The organism is Salinivibrio sp. MA607, assembly GCF_001996245.1.
GTDB classification, from domain to species: Bacteria; Pseudomonadota; Gammaproteobacteria; order Enterobacterales; family Vibrionaceae; genus Salinivibrio; species Salinivibrio costicola.
The window spans coordinates 39,846-62,665 of record NZ_MUFJ01000017.1 but is presented as its reverse complement, the minus strand read 5'-3'; the positions used below and the strand labels follow the sequence as shown (position 1 = coordinate 62,665).

Genomic DNA, 22,820 nt, shown 5'->3' with positions numbered 1-22,820 from the left:
GCCTTTTAATGGGTAAACATATGAATGTAAGAGCCGCGGCTGCCCGCGTTCTATATCAAGTGGTCGATCAAGGCCAATCCCTCTCGCAGCAACTGCCACTTGCGCAGCAGCACATCGCACCACGGGATGCGGCGTTACTGCAAGAGATCTGCTACGGCACCTTACGTTGGTTGCCGCGTTTAGAGCATATCGTGCAAGCTTTGATGGACAAACCATTAAAAGGTAAGCAACGTGTGTTTCATCACCTGTTACTCGTTGGCCTCTATCAACTCGGCTATATGCGTATTCCGGCCCATGCCGCGGTGGCGGAAACGGTCAACGCGACCAAAACACTCAAGCGTCCGCAGTTACGTGGCCTTATCAATGCGATATTGCGTAACTATCAACGCGATCAAGCCTCGCTCGATGATGCCAGTCAAGCCGAGTCCGCCGGGCAACACTGCCATCCCAGCTGGTTATTAACGCGTCTTCAACAGGCCTACCCTAACCAGTGGCAAGAGATTATCGCGGCGAACCATCAAAAAGCCCCCATGTGGTTGCGCGTAAACCGCCAGCATCATACTCAGGCAAGCTACCTTGCTGAACTGCAAGCAGCTGGTATCGCTGGTTCTCCGCACACCCAAGCTTTGGACGCAATCAAGCTCGACGCACCGTGCGACGTAACACGTTTGCCAGGCTTTACCCAAGGTTGGGTATCGGTACAAGATGCCGCCGCACAACTCGCTGTCGACTACCTCCAGCCCGATTCAGCAGAGCACATTCTCGACTGCTGTGCCGCCCCCGGTGGCAAAACCTGTCATATTCTTGAACATCAGCCTGATGCGATCGTCACTGCCATTGATGCCGATGAAAATCGCTTGTCGCGGATCAAAGAGAACCTATCGCGCTTAGGGCTTAATGCTGAGGTGAAACACGCCGATGCTCGCTTGCCGAGCGCTTGGCACACGGGCCCAGCATTTGATCGCATTTTGCTGGATGCGCCCTGCTCGGCCACAGGTGTGATCCGTCGCCATCCGGACATTAAATGGCTAAGACGCGATAGCGATATTCAAGCCTTGGTCACGTTACAAGCGGAGATTTTAGACGCAATGTGGCAGCAATTGGCGCCAGGCGGTACGCTGGTCTACGCGACCTGCTCGGTATTACCGGATGAAAACGCGACACAAATTCGCGCCTTTTTAACTCGCGAGCCAACAGCAATATTGCGCACCGGCACCCACGACCAGCCAGGACGACAAATTCTCCCCGGAGAACACGACATGGACGGCTTCTATTACGCATGCCTAAAAAAGCCAACCGGCAAGTAACGAGGCAGGGAGTAACAACAACATGAAAATCATTATCTTGGGTGCAGGCCAAGTCGGCGGTACCTTGGCAGAAAATCTGGTCGGAGAAAACAATGACATCACCATTGTTGACCGCGCCCCAGAACGGCTTCGCGAACTGCAAGATAAATACGACTTACGTGTTGTACACGGGTTTGCCAGCCATCCGTCGACCTTGCAAGAGGCTGGCGCGCAAGATGCGGATATGCTGGTTGCCGTAACCAACTCCGATGAAACAAACATGATCGCTTGTCAGGTCGCTTTTACCCGCTTTAACACACCCAATCGTGTTGCTCGGATCCGAAGTCCTGAATATCTCGCGGTAAAAGAGCAACTGTTTAACAGTGACGCCTGTCCGGTTGACCACCTTATCGCCCCAGAGGAGCTGGTGACGCATTATATTCGTCGCTTAATTGAATACCCAGGCGCGTTACAAGTGGTCAGCTTTGCCGACAAAAAAGTGGGCCTGGTGGCCGTTAAGGCCTATTACGGCGGGCCTTTGGTCGGCAAAGCGCTCTCAGCACTGCGCGAGCACATGCCGCATGTCGATACCCGTGTTGCCGCTATCTTTCGGCGTGACCGCCCGATTCGCCCCCAAGGCACGACCATTATCGAAGCCGATGATGAAGTCTTTTTCGTCGCCGCCAGCAACCATATCCGCTCAGTGATGAGTGAACTGCAGCGCCTCGAAAAGCCTTACAAACGCATCATGATTGTGGGTGGGGGGAATATTGGTGCTGGCCTAGCCATGGCACTTGAGCGCCAGTACAGCGTGAAGTTAATTGAGCGCAATCCAGCTCGTGCTGAACACCTGGCTGAGCTATTAGAAGAAACCACCGTTTTTTGTGGCGATGCGTCTGACCAGGAATTACTCAGCGAAGAGCACATTGAGCAGATTGATGTCTTTATCGCGGTCACCAACGAAGATGAAGCCAATATTATGTCGGCAATGCTCGCTAAACGCCTAGGGGCAAAAAAAGTCATGGTGCTGATTCAACGCGGTGCTTATGTCGACTTGGTTCAAGGTGGGGTGATTGATATTGCCATCTCCCCCCAACAAGCGACGATTTCGGCGTTGCTCACCCATGTACGCCGCGCCGATATTGTCAATGTGTCGTCATTACGACGCGGCGCCGCTGAAGCAATTGAAGCAATTGCTCACGGTGATGCGTCAACGTCCAAAGTGGTTGGCCGGGCAATTGGCGAGATAAAGTTACCACCGGGCACGACCATAGGTGCGGTTGTACGAGGCGATGAAGTATTGATTGCCCATGATAAAACCGTGATCCAGCAAGATGATCATGTGGTGTTATTCTTGGTGAATAAAAAATACATTCCGGATGTTGAACGCCTATTCCAACCCAGCCCGTTCTTTCTTTAACACCCGTTCTTGCGCCAACACAAGCCTGCAGACATCCGTGTCTGCAGGCTCACGCTTTTTACCTCAACGCTGCCACTCCTGTCACTTTGAGTATACACTGAACAAAGTGCCTATCTATGTTGCTTAGCAGAAAGGACCGCCATGTCAGACGATCAATTTCAACAATCGACCGTATTTCTCAAAAAAGCGGTCCCTTTGATGATGAAATATAAGGTGCCCACGACACCGACCAACTACGCGCTATGGTACACCTACGTCGCCAATACCGATCCAAAGCTCACTGCTGACGTCGATACTACCGTCCATGAGCATGGCACGTGCAGTCCTCTTCAAAGCGACATCTTGTATCAAAAGCATATGGCGGATAAACACAGCCAGAACATTGGCAGCCTTAAGCAAAGCCTTGAGTCAATGATGACGGAGATGAGTCATTCGATGTCTGACACGCTTCAGGACACAGACGCGTTTCACTCGGTACTCGACAAAACATTCGAACAGCTGTCTCGCGTTGAAAACGAAGGGTTGTCCATTGATGAAACCATCGCCGTTGTCCGTAATGTAGTGAAAGACTCGCAAGCTCTGACTCAATCGACCCGCTACTTTAAACACCAACTGAGTGATGCCCAGCAAGAAATTGCCCAACTAAAACAAAACCTCGCAGAGATGACCGAGCAAGCCACCCATGATGGCTTAACCGGCCTGCTCAATCGGGCCGCCTTTGAGCGCGAGCTCAATGCGTACACCGAAAACGCACAAACCTGGCCGTTTGCTTTAGTCCTCGTCGACCTCGATCACTTTAAACAACTTAACGATACATACGGTCACGTGCTCGGCGATATCGCTTTGAAGCAGGTCGCCAAGCGATTACTCGACTACTGCCGAGAAGGCGTACAAGCGTTCCGCTACGGCGGCGAAGAGTTTGCGCTACTGTTACCTAAAAGACGCCTAAACAGCGCAAAACGGACCGCTGAAACGCTACGTGCCGCTATCGATAGAATGGTGATAAAAGACCGGCGTCGTGGCCAAACATTGGATCATATTACCGTGTCTATGGGCGTCGCAGAGTACGACGAGCATGCTCGCGAATCTGGCGCCGACCTCATTTATCGTGCTGATCAACAACTCTATAAGGCCAAAAACCTCGGGCGTAATCGTGTGATGCCGATAAATTAACTCTCGCCTGAGAGGAATTTGATCTTGGCTAAGTATTCACCGCTCGCCGTCGGGCAAAATGGTATTTTTTACGTGCCACATTAAGGATCCCGCCATGCACTGCCATCGTATCAACGAGTTGCTCGATCTACTGAACCAATCTTGGCAACAAACGCCCAATCACTCGCTCATGACCATGCTCAATCTGATTGCCCAAGAGGCCGGTCATCGCGATGACTTAACAACGCTATCGGACGACACCTTGATCTATCAACTCAAAATGCGGCTAGAAGATAGCAACGCGCCTATTCCTGGCCTTGCAAAAGACAATGAAGACGACTTTAAAGCCGCTATTTTACGGGCGAGAGGCATTACCCCAACAAAAGAGTGAGTCAGAGACCCTCGCTAATCGTCTGTTATAGTTGGAATTCGTTCAGTTTGTGGCTGTATCGCAAACTATGACTCTGGTAGCGTATTCACGGCGTTTGCTGCGCTACAATCACAGGCACAATGATAATTAGGGCCTGGCAATGCACCATGGACCCGCTATCCCAAGGAAAGCCAATGTCATGAGCGATAAAAAAATTAACGTCAAAGACGTGACTGCAAAAGAATACAATCCCAAAACCCATAAAGGTAACGACGATCGCTTTAATCCGAGTAATCGCATTTATGTACGCGCGGTGAAAGGCTATTACCAGCGAATGCGCCGTTACATGGGCTGGTTCTTTATGCTGCTGTTTCTGCTAACGCCCTGGATCCCGTATCAAGGCCGACAAGCCATTTTGCTGGATATAGGCAATCAAAAGTTTAATTTTTTCGGCACCACGTTGTGGCCACAAGACCTGACCTTGTTGGCTGCACTTTTGATGCTCGCCGCCTTCGGCCTCTTTTTTATTACCACTTTTCTTGGCCGGGTGTGGTGTGGCTATTTGTGCCCGCAAACAGTATGGACCTTTCTCTTTATCTGGTTTGAAGAAAAGCTGGAGGGGGCGGCCAACAAACGCCGAAAACAAGACTCGCTCAAACTTACGCCGGCATTGGCCGCGCGAAAAGCCGCGAAGCATGCGGCTTGGTGGCTCATATCTCTGGTCACGGGCGCCACGTTTGTCGGTTACTTTGTCCCCGTGCAATCGCTCGCGGTCGATTTAGTCACGTTCGATACTAGCTTTTGGGTCGGCTTTTGGGTGATCTTCTTTGCTGCCTGTACTTACGGGAATGCGGGCTGGATGCGATCGATCATGTGTATTCACATGTGCCCCTACGCGCGCTTTCAGTCCGCAATGTTTGATAAAGACACCTTTATCGTTGGCTATGATGCCAAACGCGGCGAAAAACGCGGGCCTCGCCCACGTAAGAAAGATCCCAAAGCATTAGGATTAGGCGACTGTATTGACTGCAACCTATGTGTGCAAGTGTGTCCGACAGGTATCGATATTCGTGATGGTTTGCAGTATGAATGCATCAACTGTGGTGCCTGTGTCGATGCGTGTGATGAAACCATGGATCGCATGGGGTACGCGCGCGGCCTAATCAGCTACACCACCGAGCACAAGCTCGAAGGAAAGAAAACCGCGGTCATGCGACCAAAACTGGTGGGTTATGGGGCGGTCATGGTTATTGTGACTGCAATGTTTATTTATCTGGCGATGTCGGTCATGCCGATGGAGCTGGATGTGATACGCGACCGTAATCAACTGTATCGCATTAACAACCAAGGACTGGTTGAAAATACCTACACCTTAAAAATCTTAAATAAAACGCAGACAGACGACGTATATCAGCTGTCGGTTAAAGGCTTGGATGAGGTGACATGGCACGGGCCACAAACCGTTAATGTACAAGCGGGTGAGGTTTTCTCACTGCCGATTAGTCTGGCAGTCGATACGTACGAGATGGAGCAACGCATTGCCGACATCACCTTTGTGATGGAGCGTGAATCAGGCGACAAACAAAAAAGGGTAACGGCAGAAAGCCGCTTTATCACGGATCTGTAATCGGCCAATTCACCACAACAACCATTCACGACAACTAAACAGGGCGCAGGCAGCGCCCTTTTTATTTGTTACTATAACGTTTCTTTTGTCATTCTCAGGTGGCGTATGACCGAGATAGGCTTTGACTTTCATGCTCTTACTCCCGACGTTCAATTAAATGCGATTGAATCGGTCGGTATTTTTCCTCAATCCGGCCTACTCGCGCTGAACAGCTATGAAAATCGGGTGGCCCAGTTTGTCGCCGATGATGGCCAGCGCTATGTGGTCAAGTTCTATCGGCCCGCTCGCTGGTCCGATGCGCAAATTCATGAAGAACATGCTTTCTGCCGCGAGCTAGCTGACGCAGATATTCCCGTCGTTGCGCCGATTCAACGAGAGGGAACCAGTCTTTTTTACGCGTCAGGCTTTCGCTTTGCCTTATTCCCCAGTGTGGGCGGTCGCGGCTTTGAAGTGGACAATTGGGATCAGCTCGAAGCGGTCGGCCGTTATCTGGGTCGTATCCACCAAATGGGCGCCGCTAAGCCTTTTCAAACTCGCGCTAAATTTGATCTCGACAGCCACCTTTATCAGCCACGCCGCGAGCTAGGAGAAGCCAGCTTGATCCCAGCAAGCCTGCAAGCGACATTCTTCTCTGATCTCGACCGATTAATCGATGCCATCGCGGCGCGATGGCACACGGAGTGGCCCGCGATTCGGCTCCATGGCGATTGTCATCCCAGCAATATTTTGTGGCGAGACGGTCCACTATTTGTCGATTTTGATGACACACGTAACGGTCCCGCGATGCAAGATTTATGGCTATTTTTAAACGGCAGTCGCGCCGATCAGCTCGCGCAACTCGACACCTTGGCGGAGGGTTATCGTGAATTTCGTGAATTCCCCGCCGACCAATTGCAACTGATCGAGCCATTACGAGGTCTGAGAATGGTGCATTACATGGCCTGGTTGGCAAAACGCTGGCAAGACCCGGCGTTTCCTCGTGCATTTCCTTGGTTTGCTGATGCAAAATACTGGGAAGGTCAGGTACTCGCTTTTAAAGAACAACTTGCCGCCCTTGAAGCACCACCGCTTACACTGTATCCGTAAGCACTCAATCGATAACGGAGAGTCATTCAATCATGTTTAAAAAACTGTTGCCTTTGCTACTGGTCGTAGGCCTAACCGCGTGCTCTGAGCCTGAGAGCGTGACGCAGACATCACCAGACACCACCCCAACAACCGAAACCACGCAGACGCAAACGGAGTCGGCAGAGCCTGCAACACCGATTGAGGTAGCGGATGCTAAACCAGGCCGCTTTAAAGCTGGTGAGGATTACCAGGTGCTAGAGACGCCGGCAACTGATTCCCCAACAGTGACCGAGTTTTTCTCTTTCTATTGCCCACATTGTTATCAGTTTGAACCACTGGTCCAGCAGCTCAAACAACAAGTGCCTGATAATGCGAAAGTGGTAAAACACCATGTGTCTTTTATGGGCGGCGAGATGGGCAGTGTGGTAACACGCGCCTACGCAGCGGCGGTTGTGCTCGATGCACAAAAAACCATTATTCCGGTGATGTTTGATCGCATTCATGCGGCACAAAACCCACCGAAATCACTGGCGGAGGTTCGCCAAATGTTTGTCGATAACGGCATTGATGGCAAAGAATTTGACAGCGCTTACAACAGCTTTGCCGCGAACTCCATGGCCAAGCGTTTCGACCAATCGTTCGAAAAAGCGGGCTTGCGCGGTGTGCCTGCGGTGATCGTCAACGGCAAATATCACGTGACACCCAAAACAGTAGAAACTCCGGAAGAATACTTCCAGTTGATCAACTTTTTACTGACCCAAAAGTAATTAGCTGACTTGGGCGTTGAGATGGCGCAATAAGCCATCCATCGCCCGATATCCCAGCGCTTCCGCTAAATGAGGGCGTGAGATCTGAGCGTCGCCGCCAAGATCGGCAATGGTACGTGCTACCTTGATAATGCGGTGATAGGCCCGAACGGACAACCCCAATCGATGTAAAGCCTGCTCTAAAAACGCCGCATCAGCCTGAGCGAGCTGACAATGCAGCTCCATTTCTTGATTACTCAACAACGCATTCACCTTTCCTTGGCGTGCCAGCATACGCTCACGCGCAGCCGCTACCCGCGCTTTTACCGTCGACGTTGACTCACCGCGTTCTCCGCCACTAGAAAGACAGCCTCGTGGCAGTGCGGGAATATCAATGGACATATCAAATCGGTCTAACAGTGGGCCAGATAAACGCGCTAAATAACGCAGAATTTGTTGTGGGTTAGACCGGGCCAATTCACCTTCATGATGACCGGTTGGACTCGGGTTTAATGCACCGATAAGTTGGAAGCGAGCCGGAAACCGGGTTTTACCATTGGCGCGCGAAATCACAATTTCGCCAGACTCAAGCGGCTCGCGCAACGCATCGAGTACGCGACGCTCAAACTCCGGCATTTCATCAAGAAACAATACACCATGGTGAGACAGCGAAATCTCACCAGGGCGCGGTACGCTGCCGCCTCCGACCAAGGCTGCCATGGAGCTGGAATGGTGGGGGCTACGGAAAGGGCGCTGACGCCAATTACCCTCATGCAAAGGTTGTTGAGTCAAAGAGGTGACGGCGGCTGAGGCTAACGCTTCATCATCATTCATCGGTGGCAGCAAGTCACATAAACGCGACGCAAGCATGGTTTTCCCAGTACCGGGAGGACCTACAAAAAGTAAGTTATGAGATCCACTGGCGGCAATTTCTAACGCCCGCTTACCTTGTTGCTGACCGATAATGTCGCGTAAGCATCGCGTCACCGCTGGCATGTCATTCACGGCAGGGACAGCGTTTAAACATAAACTTTGCTGGCCGGCTAGGTGTTGGCTCACGGCAATCAGGTCGGGCGCTGACACATGCCGCTCATTGTCTACCAGCGCCACCTGATTGGCATTATCATCCGGTACCACCAGGGCTCGCTGCGCTTTTTGACTGGCGAGCGCCGCCGGCAATGCGCCTTTAACCGGCCGTAATTGCCCCGACAACGCCAGTTCACCTAAAAACTCAAACGCGTTTAAACGCTTTTCTGGCAACTGTCCCGACGCCACCAAGATCCCAAGCGCAATGGGTAAATCAAATCGTCCCCCTTCTTTAGGTAAGTCGGCTGGGGCCAGGTTGACGGTGATCCGGCGCGAGGGGAACTCAAAATTAGAAGTCACAATCGCACTTCGTACCCGATCACGGGCTTCTTTGACCGTCGTTTCCGGTAAGCCCACCAACGCAAACCCCGGTAAACCATTAGATATATGTACTTCTACGGTCACACTCGGCGCTTCTACACCGACACAGGCTCGACTGTGAACTATCGCCAATGCCATATTTTCCCACTCCGCTTACTGTCATCGCTATGAAACCCAGCTCTTATACTGCCGCGCTAATCTGTGATTGAGAGTAATTTTTTCTTGTCATGCGAGTGAGGTCTGTGATACCACTACAAATGCACAACAATTAAACACGAGACTCGGCGATAGATCGGCTCCGTGACTGACCTGCAACAAGCAGGCATAAACAAAAACATAATTAACAAAACGCTCATAAAATGGGCCCAATAAAAGATAAGACAGACAAATGTTAAATTTCGCTATCGTTCTCATTATTCGCCTCATCGTGGTCATTATTCCGCGAGGGGTGTAGGTACGCGAAAGACAGCAGCAACATCGCAACCAAGCCCCCGCAACCCAAAGGTTCGGGGGCTTTTTTCATTCATGTGGCGATGCCACGCGACAACGGAAGCAATCATGATGGAGCGCGCAGAGACAGGTTATTCGCAACCCTGCTCTCCCCGCTTAGACGGGGAGGGGCGACGATGACCGGTGCACAATGGGTGGTAAAAGCGTTACAACAACAAGGGGTGGATACCGTTTTTGGTTATCCTGGGGGCGCCATCATGCCCGTTTACGATGCCCTTTTTGACGGCGGGGTGGAACATATCCTCTGTCGCCACGAGCAAGGCGCCGCCATGGCTGCGATCGGGTATGCCCGAGCCAGTGGCCGTCCTGGGGTATGCATTGCGACATCAGGTCCTGGCGCCACCAATCTCGTGACCGGACTTGCCGATGCGATGATGGACTCAGTCCCTATTGTGGCCATCACCGGCCAGGTTGCTAGCCCTCTTATCGGTACCGATGCTTTTCAAGAAATCGATGTGCTAGGCTTATCGTTAGCCTGCACCAAACACAGTTTTTTAGTGACCGATCCCGCTGAGCTCACCCCCACACTCGCACAAGCATTTGAAGTGGCACAATCAGGTCGACCGGGCCCCGTGCTCGTCGATATCGCCAAAGACGTACAGCAAGGCTTGATCCCTGAGACTACAGTCCAGATCACCACGCCACATATCGCGCCACTCAACAAGACAGATATCGACCAGGCGAATGCGCTTATCCGAGCCAGTCAGCGCCCTATGGTCTATCTCGGCGGCGGTGTGGTGTTAGGCAAAGCCACTCAAGCAGTGCGCGATTATTTAGCGCGCAGTGAACTACCTGTGGTCAGTACCTTAAAAGGCTTAGGCACCGTCGCACCGCACTATCCGTATTATCTAGGCATGTTAGGCATGCATGGCACCAAAGCCGCTAACTTGTCGGTGCAAGCGTCCGATTTGCTGATTGTCATCGGCGCACGCTTTGATGACAGAGTCACCGGCAAGCTCGATACATTCGCCCCCCACGCTAACGTGGTGCATATCGATATCGATGCGGCGGAAATCAACAAACTGCGCCGCGCACAAGCACCGGTTTGCGCCCCACTCAATCTCGTGCTTCCCGCCCTAGAAAACCCTGACACATCGCCTGATTGGCGCGCTCAAATCACCACCTGGCAAACGACGCACTCGTGGCGTTATGACCACCCAGGTGACGCTATCTATGCGCCGGCACTGCTGAATAACCTTTCGCAGCGTATGCCAACCAGTACGGTGGTCGCGACCGATGTCGGCCAGCACCAGATGTGGGTCGCGCAACATGTACTCCCATCACGGCCAGAGAATCTATTAACCTCCGCAGGGCTGGGCACTATGGGCTTTGGTTTACCGGCTGCAATGGGCGCCAAAGTCGCTCGCCCCAATGATGAGGTGGTGTTAGTGACCGGAGATGGCTCGTTTATGATGAATATTCAAGAGCTGGGCACACTCAAACGCCGAGGGATCGCCGTTAAAATCATTCTGCTTGATAACCAGCGTTTAGGCATGGTTCGTCAATGGCAGCAGCTGTTTTTCGATCAACGCTACAGTGAGACCGACCTGTCTGACAATCCGGATTTTCTCACCCTCGCGAGCGCGTTCGATATCCCTGGGCATACCATTAGCTGCAAGCAAGACGTTGAAGAGGGGCTACGCACCCTGATGGCTCACCAGGGGCCTTATTTGCTGCATGTGGCTATCGACGAAATGGAAAATGTATGGCCACTGGTACCGCCTGGGGCAGCCAACCAACAAATGATGGAGCAAAGCTGATGACACAACACCAATTTTCAATTCATGCCACCCACAGCCCTGAGTTGTTGGAGCGCGTGTTGCGCGTGATCCGTCATCGTGGCTTTACCGTCTGCCAGTTTACGATGTCAATGCCTTCGGACTCGGGACAGGTAATTTTTGATGTCACCGTCGAAAGCCAACGCGCGATCGAGACCTTGCGGCCACAACTGACTAAGCTATGGGACGTGGCAGAGGTCATGATGGCCTCTTCGACTACACAGTCCCTACGCGCATAACCAAAAAGGAAGAAAAGAATGTCGACAAATACCGCTGATTATATTTGGTCTAACGGGGAAATGATCGCTTGGCAGGATGCCACTGTGCACGTACTCACCCACGCCATGCACTATGGCACCTCAGTCTTTGAAGGGATACGTTGCTACGACACCCCAAACGGCCCCGTGGTATTTCGCCATCGCGAACACATGCAGCGCCTTAAAGACTCGGCGAAGATTTATCGTTTCCCGATCCCATTTAGCGTGGATGCGCTGATGGAAGGTTGCCGAGAAACCCTGCGCGTGAACCAGCTTCGCTCCGCCTATATTCGTCCGCTTGGCTTTGTCGGCAATGTTGGCCTCGGCGTTTGTCCACCGCCAGAGACACAGATGGACATCATCATCGCTGCCTTTAGCTGGGGAAGCTACCTTGGCGAAGACGCCCTCGCACAAGGGGTCGATGCCATGGTCTCGAGCTGGAACCGTGCCGCCCCCAATACCATTCCAACCGCGGCAAAAGCCGGCGGCAACTACTTATCGTCCTTATTAGTGGGTGGAGAAGCCCGCCGTCATGGCTACGCAGAAGGCATTGCACTGGATGTGCGTGGCTACCTGTCCGAAGGGGCCGGTGAGAACCTCTTTATTGTCAAAAATGGCGTGATCAGTACCCCACCGGCCACCAGCGCGATTTTACCTGGACTAACACGCGATTCGATCATCACGCTCGCCAAAGAACAAGGGCTAACGATTCGCGAAGAGTCGATTGCACGTGAAGCGCTTTATCTGGCCGATGAAGTGTTTATGACGGGAACCGCAGCTGAAATCGTCCCCGTGCGCAGCGTCGACCAAATTACAGTGGGTGAAGGTCAACGAGGCCCGATCACCGCCTCACTACAGCAAGCCTTTTTTGGCCTGTTTGATGGCACTACCGAAGACAAATGGGGCTGGCTTGATCCCGTTCACCCCGACCAGCGCGCATAAGGCAAAGGAGTCGTAATATGCCAACCTATCGTTCCAAAACCACTACTCACGGTCGTAACATGGCAGGCGCACGCGCATTATGGCGCGCCACCGGCGTTAAAGATGATGATTTCGGCAAGCCCATCATCGCGGTGGTGAACTCGTTTACCCAGTTTGTGCCCGGGCACGTCCACCTCAAAGATATGGGCCAGCTGGTGGCGCGAGAAATCGAACAAGCCGGCGGGATTGCCAAAGAATTTAATACCATCGCAGTGGATGATGGCATCGCCATGGGCCACGGCGGCATGCTCTACTCGCTGCCCTCGCGTGAGATTATCGCTGACTCGGTCGAGTACATGGTCAACGCCCACTGTGCCGATGCCATGGTCTGTATTTCCAACTGTGACAAAATCACCCCGGGCATGCTTATGGCGTCGATGCGGCTAAACGTGCCGGTGATTTTTGTTTCGGGTGGCCCCATGGAAGCAGGGAAAACCAAGCTTTCCGATCAAATCCTTAAACTCGATCTGGTCGATGCCATGATGCAAGGGGCCAACCCAGATGTGTCTGATGAGCAAAGCGAGCAAATTGAACGCTCAGCGTGCCCCACTTGTGGCTCATGCTCAGGTATGTTTACTGCCAACTCGATGAACTGTTTAACCGAAGCGCTGGGGCTCAGCCAACCCGGTAATGGATCCATGCTCGCCACTCATGCAGATCGTGAACAACTGTTTCTCAACGCCGGTAAACGGATTGTTTCGCTCGCCAAGCGCTATTACGAGCAAGACGACGACAGCATCCTGCCACGCAATATTGCAAATCGCGCCTCATTTGAAAATGCCATGGCACTCGACATTGCCATGGGAGGATCAACCAATACCGTGCTGCACTTGCTGGCCGCCTCTCAAGAAGGCGATATCGATTTTGGTATGGATGATATTGATCGCATGTCACGCCAAGTCCCTCATCTTTGCAAAGTGGCACCATCCACCCAGCAGTATCACATGGAAGATGTGCACCGCGCCGGTGGTGTGATGGGGATCCTCGGCGAACTCCAACGCGCCAACTTACTGAATATGGACCAGCAAACTGTGCTGGGCATGAGCCTTAAAGAGCAACTGGCGCAATATGACATTGTACAAACCGATGATGAAGCGATTAAAGCTTTCTATCGCGCCGGGCCGGCGGGCATTCGTACCACCCAAGCCTTCTCGCAAACCTGTCGCTGGGACACTCTGGATGATGACCGTCAATCTGGTTGTATTCGTACCCTCGAGCACGCATTCAGCCAAGACGGTGGCCTTGCCGTGCTGCAAGGTAATATCGCCTTAAATGGCTGTATCGTCAAAACCGCCGGCGTGGATGAGAGCATTCTGACCTTCGAAGGGCCCGCGGTGGTCTTCGAAAGCCAAGACACCGCCGTGGAAGCGATTCTCGGTGGAAAAGTCAAAGCCGGCGATGTGGTCGTGATTCGCTATGAAGGACCCAAAGGTGGACCAGGGATGCAAGAAATGCTCTACCCCACCACCTACTTAAAATCGATGGGGCTGGGTAAGTCGTGCGCCCTGCTCACTGATGGCCGTTTTTCTGGCGGCACTTCCGGGCTATCCATTGGTCATGTGTCACCCGAAGCAGCTAACGGCGGCACCATCGCCCTCGTTGAAGACGGTGATCGCATTCACATTGACATCCCGACCCGTGAAATCAGCTTGCGGGTAGATGAAGCCACCCTCACTGCACGCCGAGAAAAGGCGCAGGCAAGAGGGTGGAAACCGAAAGATCGCCAGCGTCAGGTTTCTTACGCCTTAAGAGCCTATGCCACCCTTGCCACCAGTGCTGATAAAGGCGCGGTGCGCGATCGCAGTAAATTGGAGGAGTAAGCATGCAACAGGCGCAATCTTTACCCGCACAACCGATGGACGGTGCTGATTACCTTAGGGATATCTTGCGCGCGCCTGTTTATGAAGTGGCGATCACCTCGCCACTTCAAACCATGAAACGCTTGTCTGAGCGCTTCGATAACCAGGTGCAGCTCAAACGCGAAGACCGTCAACCGGTTCATTCATTTAAACTGCGTGGCGCGCATAATATGATGGCCCAGTTAACCGACGCGCAAAAGCAAGCCGGTGTGATTGCTGCCTCTGCCGGTAATCATGCACAAGGGGTGGCGTTATCTGGAAGCAAGCTTGGCGTGCAAGCAACCATCGTCATGCCACGGACAACACCGGCGATTAAAGTCGATGCGGTACGCGGCTTTGGCGGCAAAGTGGTGCTATATGGTAATAATTTTGATGACGCCAAAGGCAGAGCACAACAGCTTGCCGATGAGCATGGCTATACCTTTGTTCCGCCCTTTGATCACCCACAGGTGATTGCCGGTCAAGGAACTATCGGTCTTGAGCTAGTGCAACAAAATGGTCATCTCGATTATGTCTTCTTACCCGTCGGGGGCGGAGGCATCGCTGCCGGCGTCGCAGTGCTTATCAAACAACTGATGCCTAATATCAAGGTGATCGGTGTCGAAGCGGAAGACTCGGCCTGTCTGCGCGCGGCGTTAGATGCTGGCTTTCCCGTCACCCTCGATCGGGTTGGAACCTTTGCCGATGGCGTTGCAGTCAAGCGCATCGGCGATGAATCCTTTCGGCTATGCCAGCAATACCTTGATGACAGCATCACGGTGTCCAGTGATGCCATTTGCGCGGCGGTACAAGACATTTTTGAAGACACCCGTGCTATTTCCGAGCCGTCAGGCGCGTTAGCACTGGCTGGACTAAAACACTATGTTGAAAAACATCAGCTAAAAGACAAGCAAATGGCGGCGGTGTTATCCGGTGCCAACACCAACTTTCACTCGCTACGCTACGTCTCTGAACGGGCTGAGCTGGGGGAAAAACGCGAAGGCCTACTTGCCGTCACTATCCCTGAACACACTGGCGCTTTTTTCAATTTCTGTCAGATTTTGGGCGATCGCGCCGTGACTGAGTTTAACTATCGATATGGGGATGAAAACCTGGCGAACATTTTCGTCGGGGTGCGGTTGCTGGGAGGCCAAGAAGAGTTGGATCAGATAATCAAGGATCTACGCCAAGCAGGTTATCCGGTAGAAGATTTATCCGACGATGAAATGGCCAAGGTTCATGTGCGTTACATGATTGGCGGGCGTCCCTCAACCCACCTCCATGAACGCCTGTACAGCTTCGAATTTCCTGAATACCCAGGCGCACTATTGCATTTTTTACAAACACTGGGCACCCACTGGAATATTAGCCTGTTTAACTACCGAAACCATGGCTCAGATTACGGACGTGTTTTATGTGGCTTTGAGATCGGCGACCAAGATTTGCTGGCATTTACCGCGCATTTACGCGAGCTCGGCTATGAATGGAAAGATGAAACGTCGAATCCCGCCTTTCGTTTTTTCCTCTCCCACTCGACGACATAGACGCCAAATAAGCAAAAGCCCGATAACGTTTATCGGGCTTTTTGTTTATTCGTTTCGCGGCTCGGGCGTCATTGATACGACATACTCAGCAATTGATAGTGCGTTATCCATAACGGTTTGACGCGCAACTTGCGGCAACTGACTCAGCAAGCTGGTTAAGGCGGCCAAATCGTCACGATGAGTGAAGGCAATGTCGCGCTCATCAGACTCACCATGCACGAACCAATTAAAAGGGCGACCGGTGATCTCTGCAATCGTGACCAGCGCTAGAATTTTTGGATCGGTTTTCCCCGATTCCATATCTAGATAGGTTTGCCGCGCGACATTCAAACGCTGCGCCATCTCTACCTGAGTGATTTTACTGAATTCCCGTGCTTCACGGATCCGTTGCGCCATATGCGCGGTCGAAATCACCATGATTCATGCCTCATCTCTGCTACCCGAGCTGTATTAAACAAAAGCCCGTCACAACACCAACCCTGCATTATGCATGGCTCGGTAGGCGTATCATGGTAGCGCACATCGATAGTGTGATGCTGCGCTACGGATGCCTACCTCAGTAAGCAAGCACTTACCCGCATATCTAGTCGGTCAGGCAGTGCTCTTATGCGCGTTGAGCGGCCTTTGAATAGTTCACAAGGAACGACGCCATATTCACGCTTTGATTTAAAATGGCCGTGCGCGCTTCATGGGGTAAACGCGAGAAATGCTCGAGCAAGCGGTTCACATCTTGCTTGTATTGAACATCATGCATCTCAACATCTTCGTCACCATAGACAAACCACACTAATGGACGTTCAGTCAATTCAGCGATATTGGAAAGCATGCGAACGCGAGGCTCAGTTTTACCGTTTTCGATATCCAAATAAGTCTGACGCGCCACATTGAGTAGTTTGGCCATTTTTACTTGAGTGATGCCTTTCCACTCACGCGCTTCTTTGATGCGTTTTGCTACTTGGGTTTTAGAATCAATCATTGCTTCCTCACTACAACTTATCAATATTTGTCGTTATACCCTGAGTATGCACAATGTAGGCCAGGTTATTAGGCATCAAATAAAGACTTAAAAATCATATATTTAGATACACACACGACATCCTGTTTATATTTCAAGACGCCATGCCTGAGATTGAATGCAAAATGATTTGCATTTTGCAACAAAGCCTATGCAGATCGCATTTTTATAGCAAAGAAGAAGTAACTGATAAATGATCAACCACGCTCCTAGTCAGAGCGTGGTGATTACTAGGCAGGATTATTCCACCGTCACCGCTTTGGCGAGGTTACGAGGTTGGTCAACGTCCGTGCCTTTAATTAAGGCCACATGATACGACAATTGCTGCATCGGGATGGTGTAGAAAACCGGGGCGATGATGTCATCCACGTGTGGCATGGCGATAATTTTCATGCCTTCTTCCGGTGTAAAACCGGCATCTTGATCGGCAAACACATAGAGCTGGCCACCACGAGCACGTACTTCTTCAATGTTTGATTTGAGCTTTTCCAACAGCTCATTGTTCGGTGCGATCACAATCACCGGCATGTCAGCATCAATCAGCGCCAATGGGCCATGCTTTAGCTCACCAGCGGCATAGGCCTCAGCGTGAATGTAAGAGATTTCTTTTAGCTTGAGCGCGGCTTCAATAGCAATCGGATAATACTCACCACGGCCAAGGAAGAGCGCATGATGCTTGTCAGCAAAGTCCTGAGCGAGCTGCTCAATCGCTTTATCAAACGTGAGTGCCTGCTCAATGCTAGAGGGGAGATGGTGCAAGGCATCGACAACCTCACGCTCTTTATCACGGCCGATACGCCCTTGCATTTTACCCAGCGCGGTGACCAGCATCAGTAGCGCGGACAGCTGGGTAGTAAAAGCTTTGGTCGATGCAACGCCGATTTCCGTCCCTGCTCGCGTCATAAAGGCTAAGTCAGACTCACGAACCAGTGATGAACCTGCCACATTACAAATGGCCATGGTCGCCATATAACCACGCTCTTTCGCTAAGCGCAGCGCCGCTAACGTATCGGCCGTTTCGCCAGATTGCGATAAGGTAATGAGCACACTGTTGGGACGGGTAACAAACTGGCGATAGCGAAACTCAGAAGCAATCTCGACATCACAGCTAATCCCAGCCAACGACTCAAACCAATAACGTGCCACCATGCCCGCATTGTAAGAGGTCCCGCAGGCGATAATTTGAATGTGCTGCGCTTTGGCCAAAATATCGCTGGCGCCATTGCCAATCGCATCCACAATCACATGGTCGTTGCCCAAACGGCCTTCCATGGTGTTCGTCAATGCCGTGGGTTGCTCATAGATTTCTTTTTGCATGTAGTGGCGATATTGGCCTTTATCGGCGGCATCGTATTGAGCACTGGCTTCATTCACCTCGCGCTCGACCGGTGTGCCCTCCTGATTATAAATTGTCACCTCGCGGCGAGAGATATCAGCCACATCCCCTTCTTCGAGATAGATAAAGCGACGCGTGACATTGAGCAGCGCAAGCTGATCCGAGGCGAGAAAGTTTTCTCCTACCCCAAGGCCAATCACCAACGGGCTGCCTGAGCGCGCGGCAATCAAACGCTCAGGTTGGCGTCTATCCATCACTACGGTGCCGTAAGCCCCTTCAAGCTGATCGACGGTGCGTTGAAATGCATTCAGCAAATCACCACTTTGTTGCATCTCCCAGTCAACTAAGTGAGCGATCACTTCGGTATCGGTTTGCGAATCAAATTGATAGCCACGTGCTTGCAGCTGTTCACGCAATGTCTGATGGTTTTCGATAATGCCATTATGGACCACCGCAATATCATTACCGGACATGTGTGGGTGGGCATTGGCTTCGCTGGGTTCTCCATGGGTGGCCCAACGTGTATGCGCAATCCCCGTTCCTCCGGTCGGATGAGACGCTGCAACGGCATCGGAGAGCGCAGCAACCTTACCCAAACGACGAACGCGGGTTAATTGCCCCTGGTCATCCGTGATCGCAACGCCAGCAGAGTCATAACCGCGGTATTCAAGACGACGTAGGCCTTCCACTAAAATTTCAGCCACATCACGCTGCGCCACAGCGCCTACAATTCCACACATAGTCTTTCCTTATTGGGTTTATCAGGTATCGGCACAGATCACATCTGTCCCCGTTTGTTCGATCGCGCGCTTGAGATCGTCGTCGAGTTGGTTATCGGTGATCAAGGTATCGATGCTGGACCAGGCAAGCTCCAAGTTGGGAATACGGCGACTGATCTTGTCAGATTCGATCATCACCACCACTTCACGCGCGACCTCCGCCATCACCCGTGTCAGACCCGTCATTTCATTAAATGTGGTCGTGCCACGCCCGACATCAATGCCGTCGGCGCCAACAAAGAGCTGATCAAAGTCATAGGCACGTAAGGTTTGTTCGGCTACTTGGCCTTGAAAGGACTCAGAATGGGTATCCCACGTTCCCCCCGTCATTAATAAAGTGGGTTCGTGTTCAAGCTCACGAATCGCATTGGCAACCTGCAATGAGTTAGTCATCACCACTAGACCGCGCTTTTTGTCGAGCAAAGGGATTAAAGCCGCAGTCGTGGTGCCACTGTCGACGACGATACGGTTATGATCTCGAATACGCGCCGCCGCAGTATCGGCAATACTTTGCTTTTGCTTCGACACTTTCACCGCCTGCTCCGATACCATTTCTTGCGGTACAGGCACAGCTCCGCCATAACGGCGCAGTAGCAGGCCGTTTTTCTCCAGCTCGGCCAAATCTTTACGGATAGTCACTTCGGAGGTTTCAAAGCGTTGAGAGAGGGCATCAACACTCACCTGCCCTTGCTCTGTTAGCAAGGACACAATGGTGTGACGGCGTTGTTGGGTATTTCGTTTCGACATATAACCACTAAAGTTTCGATTCGAAACTTATGATAAACAAAACAAAACAAAGTTCAAGATGAAGTGGCGAAAAGTATTAGAGGGACCGAGAAGTGTGACTGGCAGATAACAAAAACGAAAAAAGCCCACCAGCTGAAGCTAGTGGGCTTAATATGGTGCGGAAGGAGAGACTTGAACTCTCACACCTTGCGGCGCCAGAACCTAAATCTGGTGCGTCTACCAATTCCGCCACTTCCGCATGTTTTTTATGATAACTCAGCGGGCGGGCTAAGTATCAATTGTCTTGGTGCGGGGGGAGGGACTTGAACCCTCACGTCCTTTCGGACACTAGCACCTGAAGCTAGCGCGTCTACCAATTCCGCCACCGCCGCAAACCGGTGTGATTCACTGCATCTGCAATAAATCAGAATAATGGTGGCTACGACGGGATTCGAACCTGTGACCCCATCATTATGAGTGATGTGCTCTAACCAACTGAGCTACGTAGCCGACCTAAAGTGGCTGGGGTACCAGGATTCGAACCTGGGAATGACGAGATCAAAACCCGTTGCCTTACCGCTTGGCGATACCCCAATTTTTCATGCCGCTTTACAGCCACATGTCTTTAATAAATGGTGCGGAAGGAGAGACTTGAACTCTCACACCTTGCGGCGCCAGAACCTAAATCTGGTGCGTCTACCAATTCCGCCACTTCCGCTTTCCAAGTTGTTCATCTCACTTCATGGTAGTTGAAGAAAGATGGCGCGTCCGGGAGGATTCGAACCTCCGACCGCCTGGTTCGTAGCCAGGTACTCTATCCAGCTGAGCTACGGACGCGTTGGCTGGGGTACCAGGATTCGAACCTGGGAATGACGAGATCAAAACCCGTTGCCTTACCGCTTGGCGATACCCCAACTGAGGCGCGCATAATAGGCTGGTTTTTATCGGGAGTCAATACCTGATTTTACCAACCGCACAACTTTTCGCCTATCAAGCTAAAAAGCCGCTGTGCGCGCTCAATAGTCAGTATTCTACTTTTTTTTCGGCCGTTGCCAAGCCTCAATTGTCCTTGGTTTGGCGCGAGTGATGATTAGTTGACCATCCGCGACATCTTTACTGATGGTACTGCCCGCGCCAACGGTGACCCCTTCACCAATCACCACCGGGGCGACGAGCTGAGAGTCCGATCCAATAAAGGCATTATCTTTAATCACGGTTTTATGTTTATTGGCACCATCGTAATTACAGGTGATCACGCCAGCGCCGATATTCACGCCGCATCCCACCTCAGTATCACCAAGATACGTCAGGTGGTTGGCTTTAGAGCCTTCGCCAAGTTGGCTTTTTTTCATTTCCACGAAGTTGCCCACATGGGCATTGCGTGCCATTTCAGCGCCAGGACGTAGCCGCGTAAACGGCCCAACCGTGCAGTCTTCCCCGACGCTAGCACCTTCCACCACGCTATAAGGGCGAATTAAGGTGTTGTCATCAATCTCGCAATCAATCAGTACGCTTCCGGCCCCGATAGTGACGTTATCACCCAAGGTCACACTGCCTTCGATGATGACGTTGGCATCAATGGTGACATCTCGGCCACATTGCAACTGGCCGCGTAGATCAAAGCGCGCCGGATCGGTAAGCATGACGCCGCTCAGTAGCAGTTGCTCGGCTTGCATTTTTTGATACTCACGCTCAAGACGAGAGAGCTGCAGGCGGTTATTGACGCCTTCGACTTCGACAGCATTGACGGGGTGAACCGCTTGAATAGCCCGGCCTTGTTGATGCGCCAGCGCAATCACATCCGTAAGGTAAAACTCCCCTTGGGCATTATTATTGTCTAGCTGCGACAACCAATGACGTAGGTCTCGTCCTGTTGCCACCAATACGCCGGTGTTAATTTCGGTGATCGAAAGCTGACTGTCAGTCGCATCTTTTTGCTCGACAATCGCGACCACTTCCCCTTTTTCACGCACAATACGACCGTAACCGGTTGGATCGTCCTGATGCACAGTTAACAGCCCAATCCCGCCCTCTGGCTGCCCTTCTAGCAAACGCGTTAAGGTTTGCTCTGAAATTAAGGGCACATCGCCATAGAGCACCAACACTTGCTCATCATCGGCGAAATGTGGCGCAGCTTGTTGCACTGCATGGCCTGTCCCGAGCTGCTCGGCTTGTAAGCACCAATTCACCGGCGAGTGAGCTAACACACGCTGCATGGTTTCACCACCATGGCCATACACTAAATGAATTTGCGAAGCGCCGAGGCCATGGCAGGTATCAATCACATGTTCAACCATTGGTTTACCAGCCAATGTGTGAAGCACTTTAGGGGTTTGAGAATACATGCGCGTGCCCTTACCGGCCGCGAGAATAACCGCACTGTATTGCATAGTCTTTCCGTGATGAGGGTTGATTTGAATAAATAATGAGGCTCAGTGTAACGCTTTTTGGTGGTAAGACGCACCTAGCAGATATCACGTCGCGCGGCACATAAAAAAAGCGACGCCGAAGCGTCGCTTATATTCTTACCGTAAGTGCCTGATTAACGCTTGTGTTTGGTCAGCTCGATCACTCGAAGCTTCGCAACCGCTTTAGCCAGGTCACTGGCCGCTTGAGCAAAGTCGACGTCTTTATGCTGATTATGGATTTTATCCTCAGCGCGACGCTTCGCTTCTTCTGCCTTGGCTTGGTCTAGCTCTTCACCACGAATTGCCGTATCAGCCAGTACAGTGACTGTACTAGGCTGAACTTCAAGCGTGCCGCCAGAAAGATAAATGATCTCTTCGCTACCGCCTTGCTTGACGATACGCACCATGCCCGGCGTGATAGCGGTCAGCAGCGGTGTGTGTCCTGCGTGAATACCCAGTTCACCTTCGCTACCGGTCACCTGAATATGCTCGGCACGGCCAGAGAACAATCGTCGCTCTGCACTGACCACATCCAGATGGAAGGTTATCGCTGCCATATCGCCTCCTACTCA

Annotated in this window: 19 protein-coding genes and 7 tRNA genes; 12 read left to right on the top strand and 14 right to left on the bottom strand. The window is 51.9% G+C overall.

Annotated features, from left to right (window positions below):
• Positions 1-20 precede the first annotated feature (20 nt).
• The 7 genes from rsmB (at position 21) to BZG81_RS09695 (ending at position 7,690) form a co-directional block, all read left to right on the top strand.
• Positions 21-1,307 carry a 16S rRNA (cytosine(967)-C(5))-methyltransferase RsmB gene (rsmB, locus tag BZG81_RS09725; RefSeq protein WP_077461771.1) on the top strand — a complete coding sequence of 429 codons (1,287 nt, stop codon included), beginning with the start codon at positions 21-23 and terminating at the stop codon, positions 1,305-1,307.
• A 22-nt stretch (positions 1,308-1,329) separates the two neighbouring features.
• Positions 1,330-2,706 carry a Trk system potassium transporter TrkA gene (gene trkA, locus BZG81_RS09720; protein WP_077461772.1) on the top strand — a complete coding sequence of 459 codons (1,377 nt, stop codon included), beginning with the start codon at positions 1,330-1,332 and terminating at the stop codon, positions 2,704-2,706.
• Between the two features lie 141 nt (positions 2,707-2,847).
• On the top strand, positions 2,848-3,879 hold the full coding sequence (locus BZG81_RS09715) for a diguanylate cyclase domain-containing protein (RefSeq protein ID WP_077576864.1): 1,032 nt from the start codon (positions 2,848-2,850) through the stop codon (positions 3,877-3,879).
• A 94-nt stretch (positions 3,880-3,973) separates the two neighbouring features.
• Positions 3,974-4,249, top strand: a complete 276-nt coding sequence (locus BZG81_RS09710; RefSeq protein WP_021022730.1) for a YihD family protein — start codon at positions 3,974-3,976, stop codon at positions 4,247-4,249.
• Between the two features lie 178 nt (positions 4,250-4,427).
• Entirely contained in the window at positions 4,428-5,855 is a 1,428-nt protein-coding gene (ccoG, locus tag BZG81_RS09705) for a cytochrome c oxidase accessory protein CcoG (protein ID WP_077461774.1), read from the top strand.
• Positions 5,856-5,960: 105 nt separating this feature from the next.
• Positions 5,961-6,941, top strand: coding sequence for a serine/threonine protein kinase (locus tag BZG81_RS09700; RefSeq protein WP_021022732.1), 981 nt, complete (start codon positions 5,961-5,963; stop codon positions 6,939-6,941).
• A gap of 32 nt (positions 6,942-6,973) precedes the next feature.
• The gene (locus BZG81_RS09695) at positions 6,974-7,690 is read left to right on the top strand and encodes a thiol:disulfide interchange protein DsbA/DsbL (protein WP_021022733.1); all 717 of its coding nucleotides are present in this window, start codon (positions 6,974-6,976) and stop codon (positions 7,688-7,690) included.
• Here the strand turns inward: BZG81_RS09695 and BZG81_RS09690 are convergent, their stop codons facing one another.
• The gene (locus BZG81_RS09690; RefSeq protein WP_077677244.1) at positions 7,691-9,214 is read right to left on the bottom strand and encodes a YifB family Mg chelatase-like AAA ATPase; all 1,524 of its coding nucleotides are present in this window, start codon (positions 9,212-9,214) and stop codon (positions 7,691-7,693) included. It lies immediately after the preceding gene.
• 488 nt (positions 9,215-9,702) lie between these two features.
• Here BZG81_RS09690 and ilvG point away from each other — a divergent pair, with 488 nt between their 5' ends.
• The 5 genes from ilvG to ilvA are packed head-to-tail and all read left to right on the top strand — an operon-like array spanning position 9,703 to position 15,984.
• Complete coding sequence (ilvG, locus tag BZG81_RS09685; protein ID WP_077677243.1) at positions 9,703-11,346, top strand: acetolactate synthase 2 catalytic subunit; 1,644 nt, start codon at positions 9,703-9,705, stop codon at positions 11,344-11,346.
• A complete protein-coding gene (gene ilvM, locus BZG81_RS09680) occupies positions 11,346-11,603 on the top strand; it encodes an acetolactate synthase 2 small subunit (protein ID WP_021022736.1) in 258 nt (85 codons plus the stop codon). The genes ilvG and ilvM overlap by 1 nt, the downstream gene beginning before the upstream one ends.
• Before the next feature lie 18 nt (positions 11,604-11,621).
• Positions 11,622-12,563, top strand: coding sequence for a branched-chain-amino-acid transaminase (ilvE, locus tag BZG81_RS09675; RefSeq protein WP_021022737.1), 942 nt, complete (start codon positions 11,622-11,624; stop codon positions 12,561-12,563).
• Between the two features lie 17 nt (positions 12,564-12,580).
• Positions 12,581-14,422, top strand: a complete 1,842-nt coding sequence (gene ilvD / locus BZG81_RS09670; RefSeq protein ID WP_077677242.1) for a dihydroxy-acid dehydratase — start codon at positions 12,581-12,583, stop codon at positions 14,420-14,422.
• Between the two features lie 2 nt (positions 14,423-14,424).
• A complete protein-coding gene (ilvA, locus tag BZG81_RS09665; protein WP_077677241.1) occupies positions 14,425-15,984 on the top strand; it encodes a threonine ammonia-lyase, biosynthetic in 1,560 nt (519 codons plus the stop codon).
• Positions 15,985-16,029: 45 nt separating this feature from the next.
• Here the strand turns inward: ilvA and BZG81_RS09660 are convergent, their stop codons facing one another.
• The 13 genes from BZG81_RS09660 to BZG81_RS09600 all read right to left on the bottom strand — a co-directional run bounded on the left by BZG81_RS09660 (position 16,030) and on the right by BZG81_RS09600 (position 22,805).
• On the bottom strand, positions 16,030-16,401 hold the full coding sequence (locus tag BZG81_RS09660; protein WP_021022740.1) for a helix-turn-helix transcriptional regulator: 372 nt from the start codon (positions 16,399-16,401) through the stop codon (positions 16,030-16,032).
• 187 nt (positions 16,402-16,588) lie between these two features.
• Positions 16,589-16,960, bottom strand: coding sequence for a helix-turn-helix transcriptional regulator (locus BZG81_RS09655; protein WP_021022741.1), 372 nt, complete (start codon positions 16,958-16,960; stop codon positions 16,589-16,591).
• Between the two features lie 279 nt (positions 16,961-17,239).
• Positions 17,240-19,075, bottom strand: coding sequence for a glutamine--fructose-6-phosphate transaminase (isomerizing) (gene glmS, locus BZG81_RS09650; RefSeq protein WP_077677240.1), 1,836 nt, complete (start codon positions 19,073-19,075; stop codon positions 17,240-17,242).
• Positions 19,076-19,096: 21 nt separating this feature from the next.
• Positions 19,097-19,861 carry a DeoR/GlpR family DNA-binding transcription regulator gene (locus BZG81_RS09645; RefSeq protein WP_077677239.1) on the bottom strand — a complete coding sequence of 255 codons (765 nt, stop codon included), beginning with the start codon at positions 19,859-19,861 and terminating at the stop codon, positions 19,097-19,099.
• Between the two features lie 153 nt (positions 19,862-20,014).
• Positions 20,015-20,099: transfer RNA gene (locus tag BZG81_RS09640), tRNA-Leu, on the bottom strand.
• A 46-nt stretch (positions 20,100-20,145) separates the two neighbouring features.
• Positions 20,146-20,232 (bottom strand) — tRNA-Leu (locus BZG81_RS09635).
• 41 nt (positions 20,233-20,273) lie between these two features.
• Positions 20,274-20,350, bottom strand: a tRNA-Met gene (locus BZG81_RS09630).
• 9 nt (positions 20,351-20,359) lie between these two features.
• Positions 20,360-20,434, bottom strand: a tRNA-Gln gene (locus tag BZG81_RS09625).
• A gap of 39 nt (positions 20,435-20,473) precedes the next feature.
• Positions 20,474-20,558 (bottom strand) — tRNA-Leu (locus BZG81_RS09620).
• Between the two features lie 42 nt (positions 20,559-20,600).
• A tRNA-Arg gene (locus tag BZG81_RS09615) sits at positions 20,601-20,677 on the bottom strand.
• A 2-nt stretch (positions 20,678-20,679) separates the two neighbouring features.
• Positions 20,680-20,754 (bottom strand) — tRNA-Gln (locus BZG81_RS09610).
• 117 nt (positions 20,755-20,871) lie between these two features.
• Positions 20,872-22,230: a bifunctional UDP-N-acetylglucosamine diphosphorylase/glucosamine-1-phosphate N-acetyltransferase GlmU gene (gene glmU / locus BZG81_RS09605; protein ID WP_077661255.1), complete on the bottom strand. Its 1,359-nt coding sequence runs from the start codon at positions 22,228-22,230 to the stop codon at positions 20,872-20,874.
• 152 nt (positions 22,231-22,382) lie between these two features.
• Positions 22,383-22,805: a F0F1 ATP synthase subunit epsilon gene (locus BZG81_RS09600; RefSeq protein WP_077661256.1), complete on the bottom strand. Its 423-nt coding sequence runs from the start codon at positions 22,803-22,805 to the stop codon at positions 22,383-22,385.
• Positions 22,806-22,820 lie beyond the last annotated feature (15 nt).

Bases quoted from the DNA above. Each gene is read 5' to 3' on its own strand.
- BZG81_RS09660 (WP_021022740.1), bottom strand. From the start codon at position 16,401: ATGGTGATTTCGACCGCGCATATGGCGCAACGGATCCGTGAAGCACGG.
- ccoG (WP_077461774.1), top strand. From the start codon at position 4,428: ATGAGCGATAAAAAAATTAACGTCAAAGACGTGACTGCAAAAGAATAC.
- BZG81_RS09645 (WP_077677239.1), bottom strand. From the start codon at position 19,861: ATGTCGAAACGAAATACCCAACAACGCCGTCACACCATTGTGTCCTTG.
- BZG81_RS09690 (WP_077677244.1), bottom strand. From the start codon at position 9,214: ATGGCATTGGCGATAGTTCACAGTCGAGCCTGTGTCGGTGTAGAAGCG.
- trkA (WP_077461772.1), top strand. From the start codon at position 1,330: ATGAAAATCATTATCTTGGGTGCAGGCCAAGTCGGCGGTACCTTGGCA.
- BZG81_RS09715 (WP_077576864.1), top strand. From the start codon at position 2,848: ATGTCAGACGATCAATTTCAACAATCGACCGTATTTCTCAAAAAAGCG.
- BZG81_RS09600 (WP_077661256.1), bottom strand. From the start codon at position 22,805: ATGGCAGCGATAACCTTCCATCTGGATGTGGTCAGTGCAGAGCGACGA.
- ilvE (WP_021022737.1), top strand. From the start codon at position 11,622: ATGTCGACAAATACCGCTGATTATATTTGGTCTAACGGGGAAATGATC.
- BZG81_RS09695 (WP_021022733.1), top strand. From the start codon at position 6,974: ATGTTTAAAAAACTGTTGCCTTTGCTACTGGTCGTAGGCCTAACCGCG.
- BZG81_RS09710 (WP_021022730.1), top strand. From the start codon at position 3,974: ATGCACTGCCATCGTATCAACGAGTTGCTCGATCTACTGAACCAATCT.
- ilvG (WP_077677243.1), top strand. From the start codon at position 9,703: ATGACCGGTGCACAATGGGTGGTAAAAGCGTTACAACAACAAGGGGTG.
- ilvA (WP_077677241.1), top strand. From the start codon at position 14,425: ATGCAACAGGCGCAATCTTTACCCGCACAACCGATGGACGGTGCTGAT.
- glmS (WP_077677240.1), bottom strand. From the start codon at position 19,075: ATGTGTGGAATTGTAGGCGCTGTGGCGCAGCGTGATGTGGCTGAAATT.
- ilvM (WP_021022736.1), top strand. From the start codon at position 11,346: ATGACACAACACCAATTTTCAATTCATGCCACCCACAGCCCTGAGTTG.
- glmU (WP_077661255.1), bottom strand. From the start codon at position 22,230: ATGCAATACAGTGCGGTTATTCTCGCGGCCGGTAAGGGCACGCGCATG.
- rsmB (WP_077461771.1), top strand. From the start codon at position 21: ATGAATGTAAGAGCCGCGGCTGCCCGCGTTCTATATCAAGTGGTCGAT.
- BZG81_RS09655 (WP_021022741.1), bottom strand. From the start codon at position 16,960: ATGATTGATTCTAAAACCCAAGTAGCAAAACGCATCAAAGAAGCGCGT.
- BZG81_RS09700 (WP_021022732.1), top strand. From the start codon at position 5,961: ATGACCGAGATAGGCTTTGACTTTCATGCTCTTACTCCCGACGTTCAA.
- ilvD (WP_077677242.1), top strand. From the start codon at position 12,581: ATGCCAACCTATCGTTCCAAAACCACTACTCACGGTCGTAACATGGCA.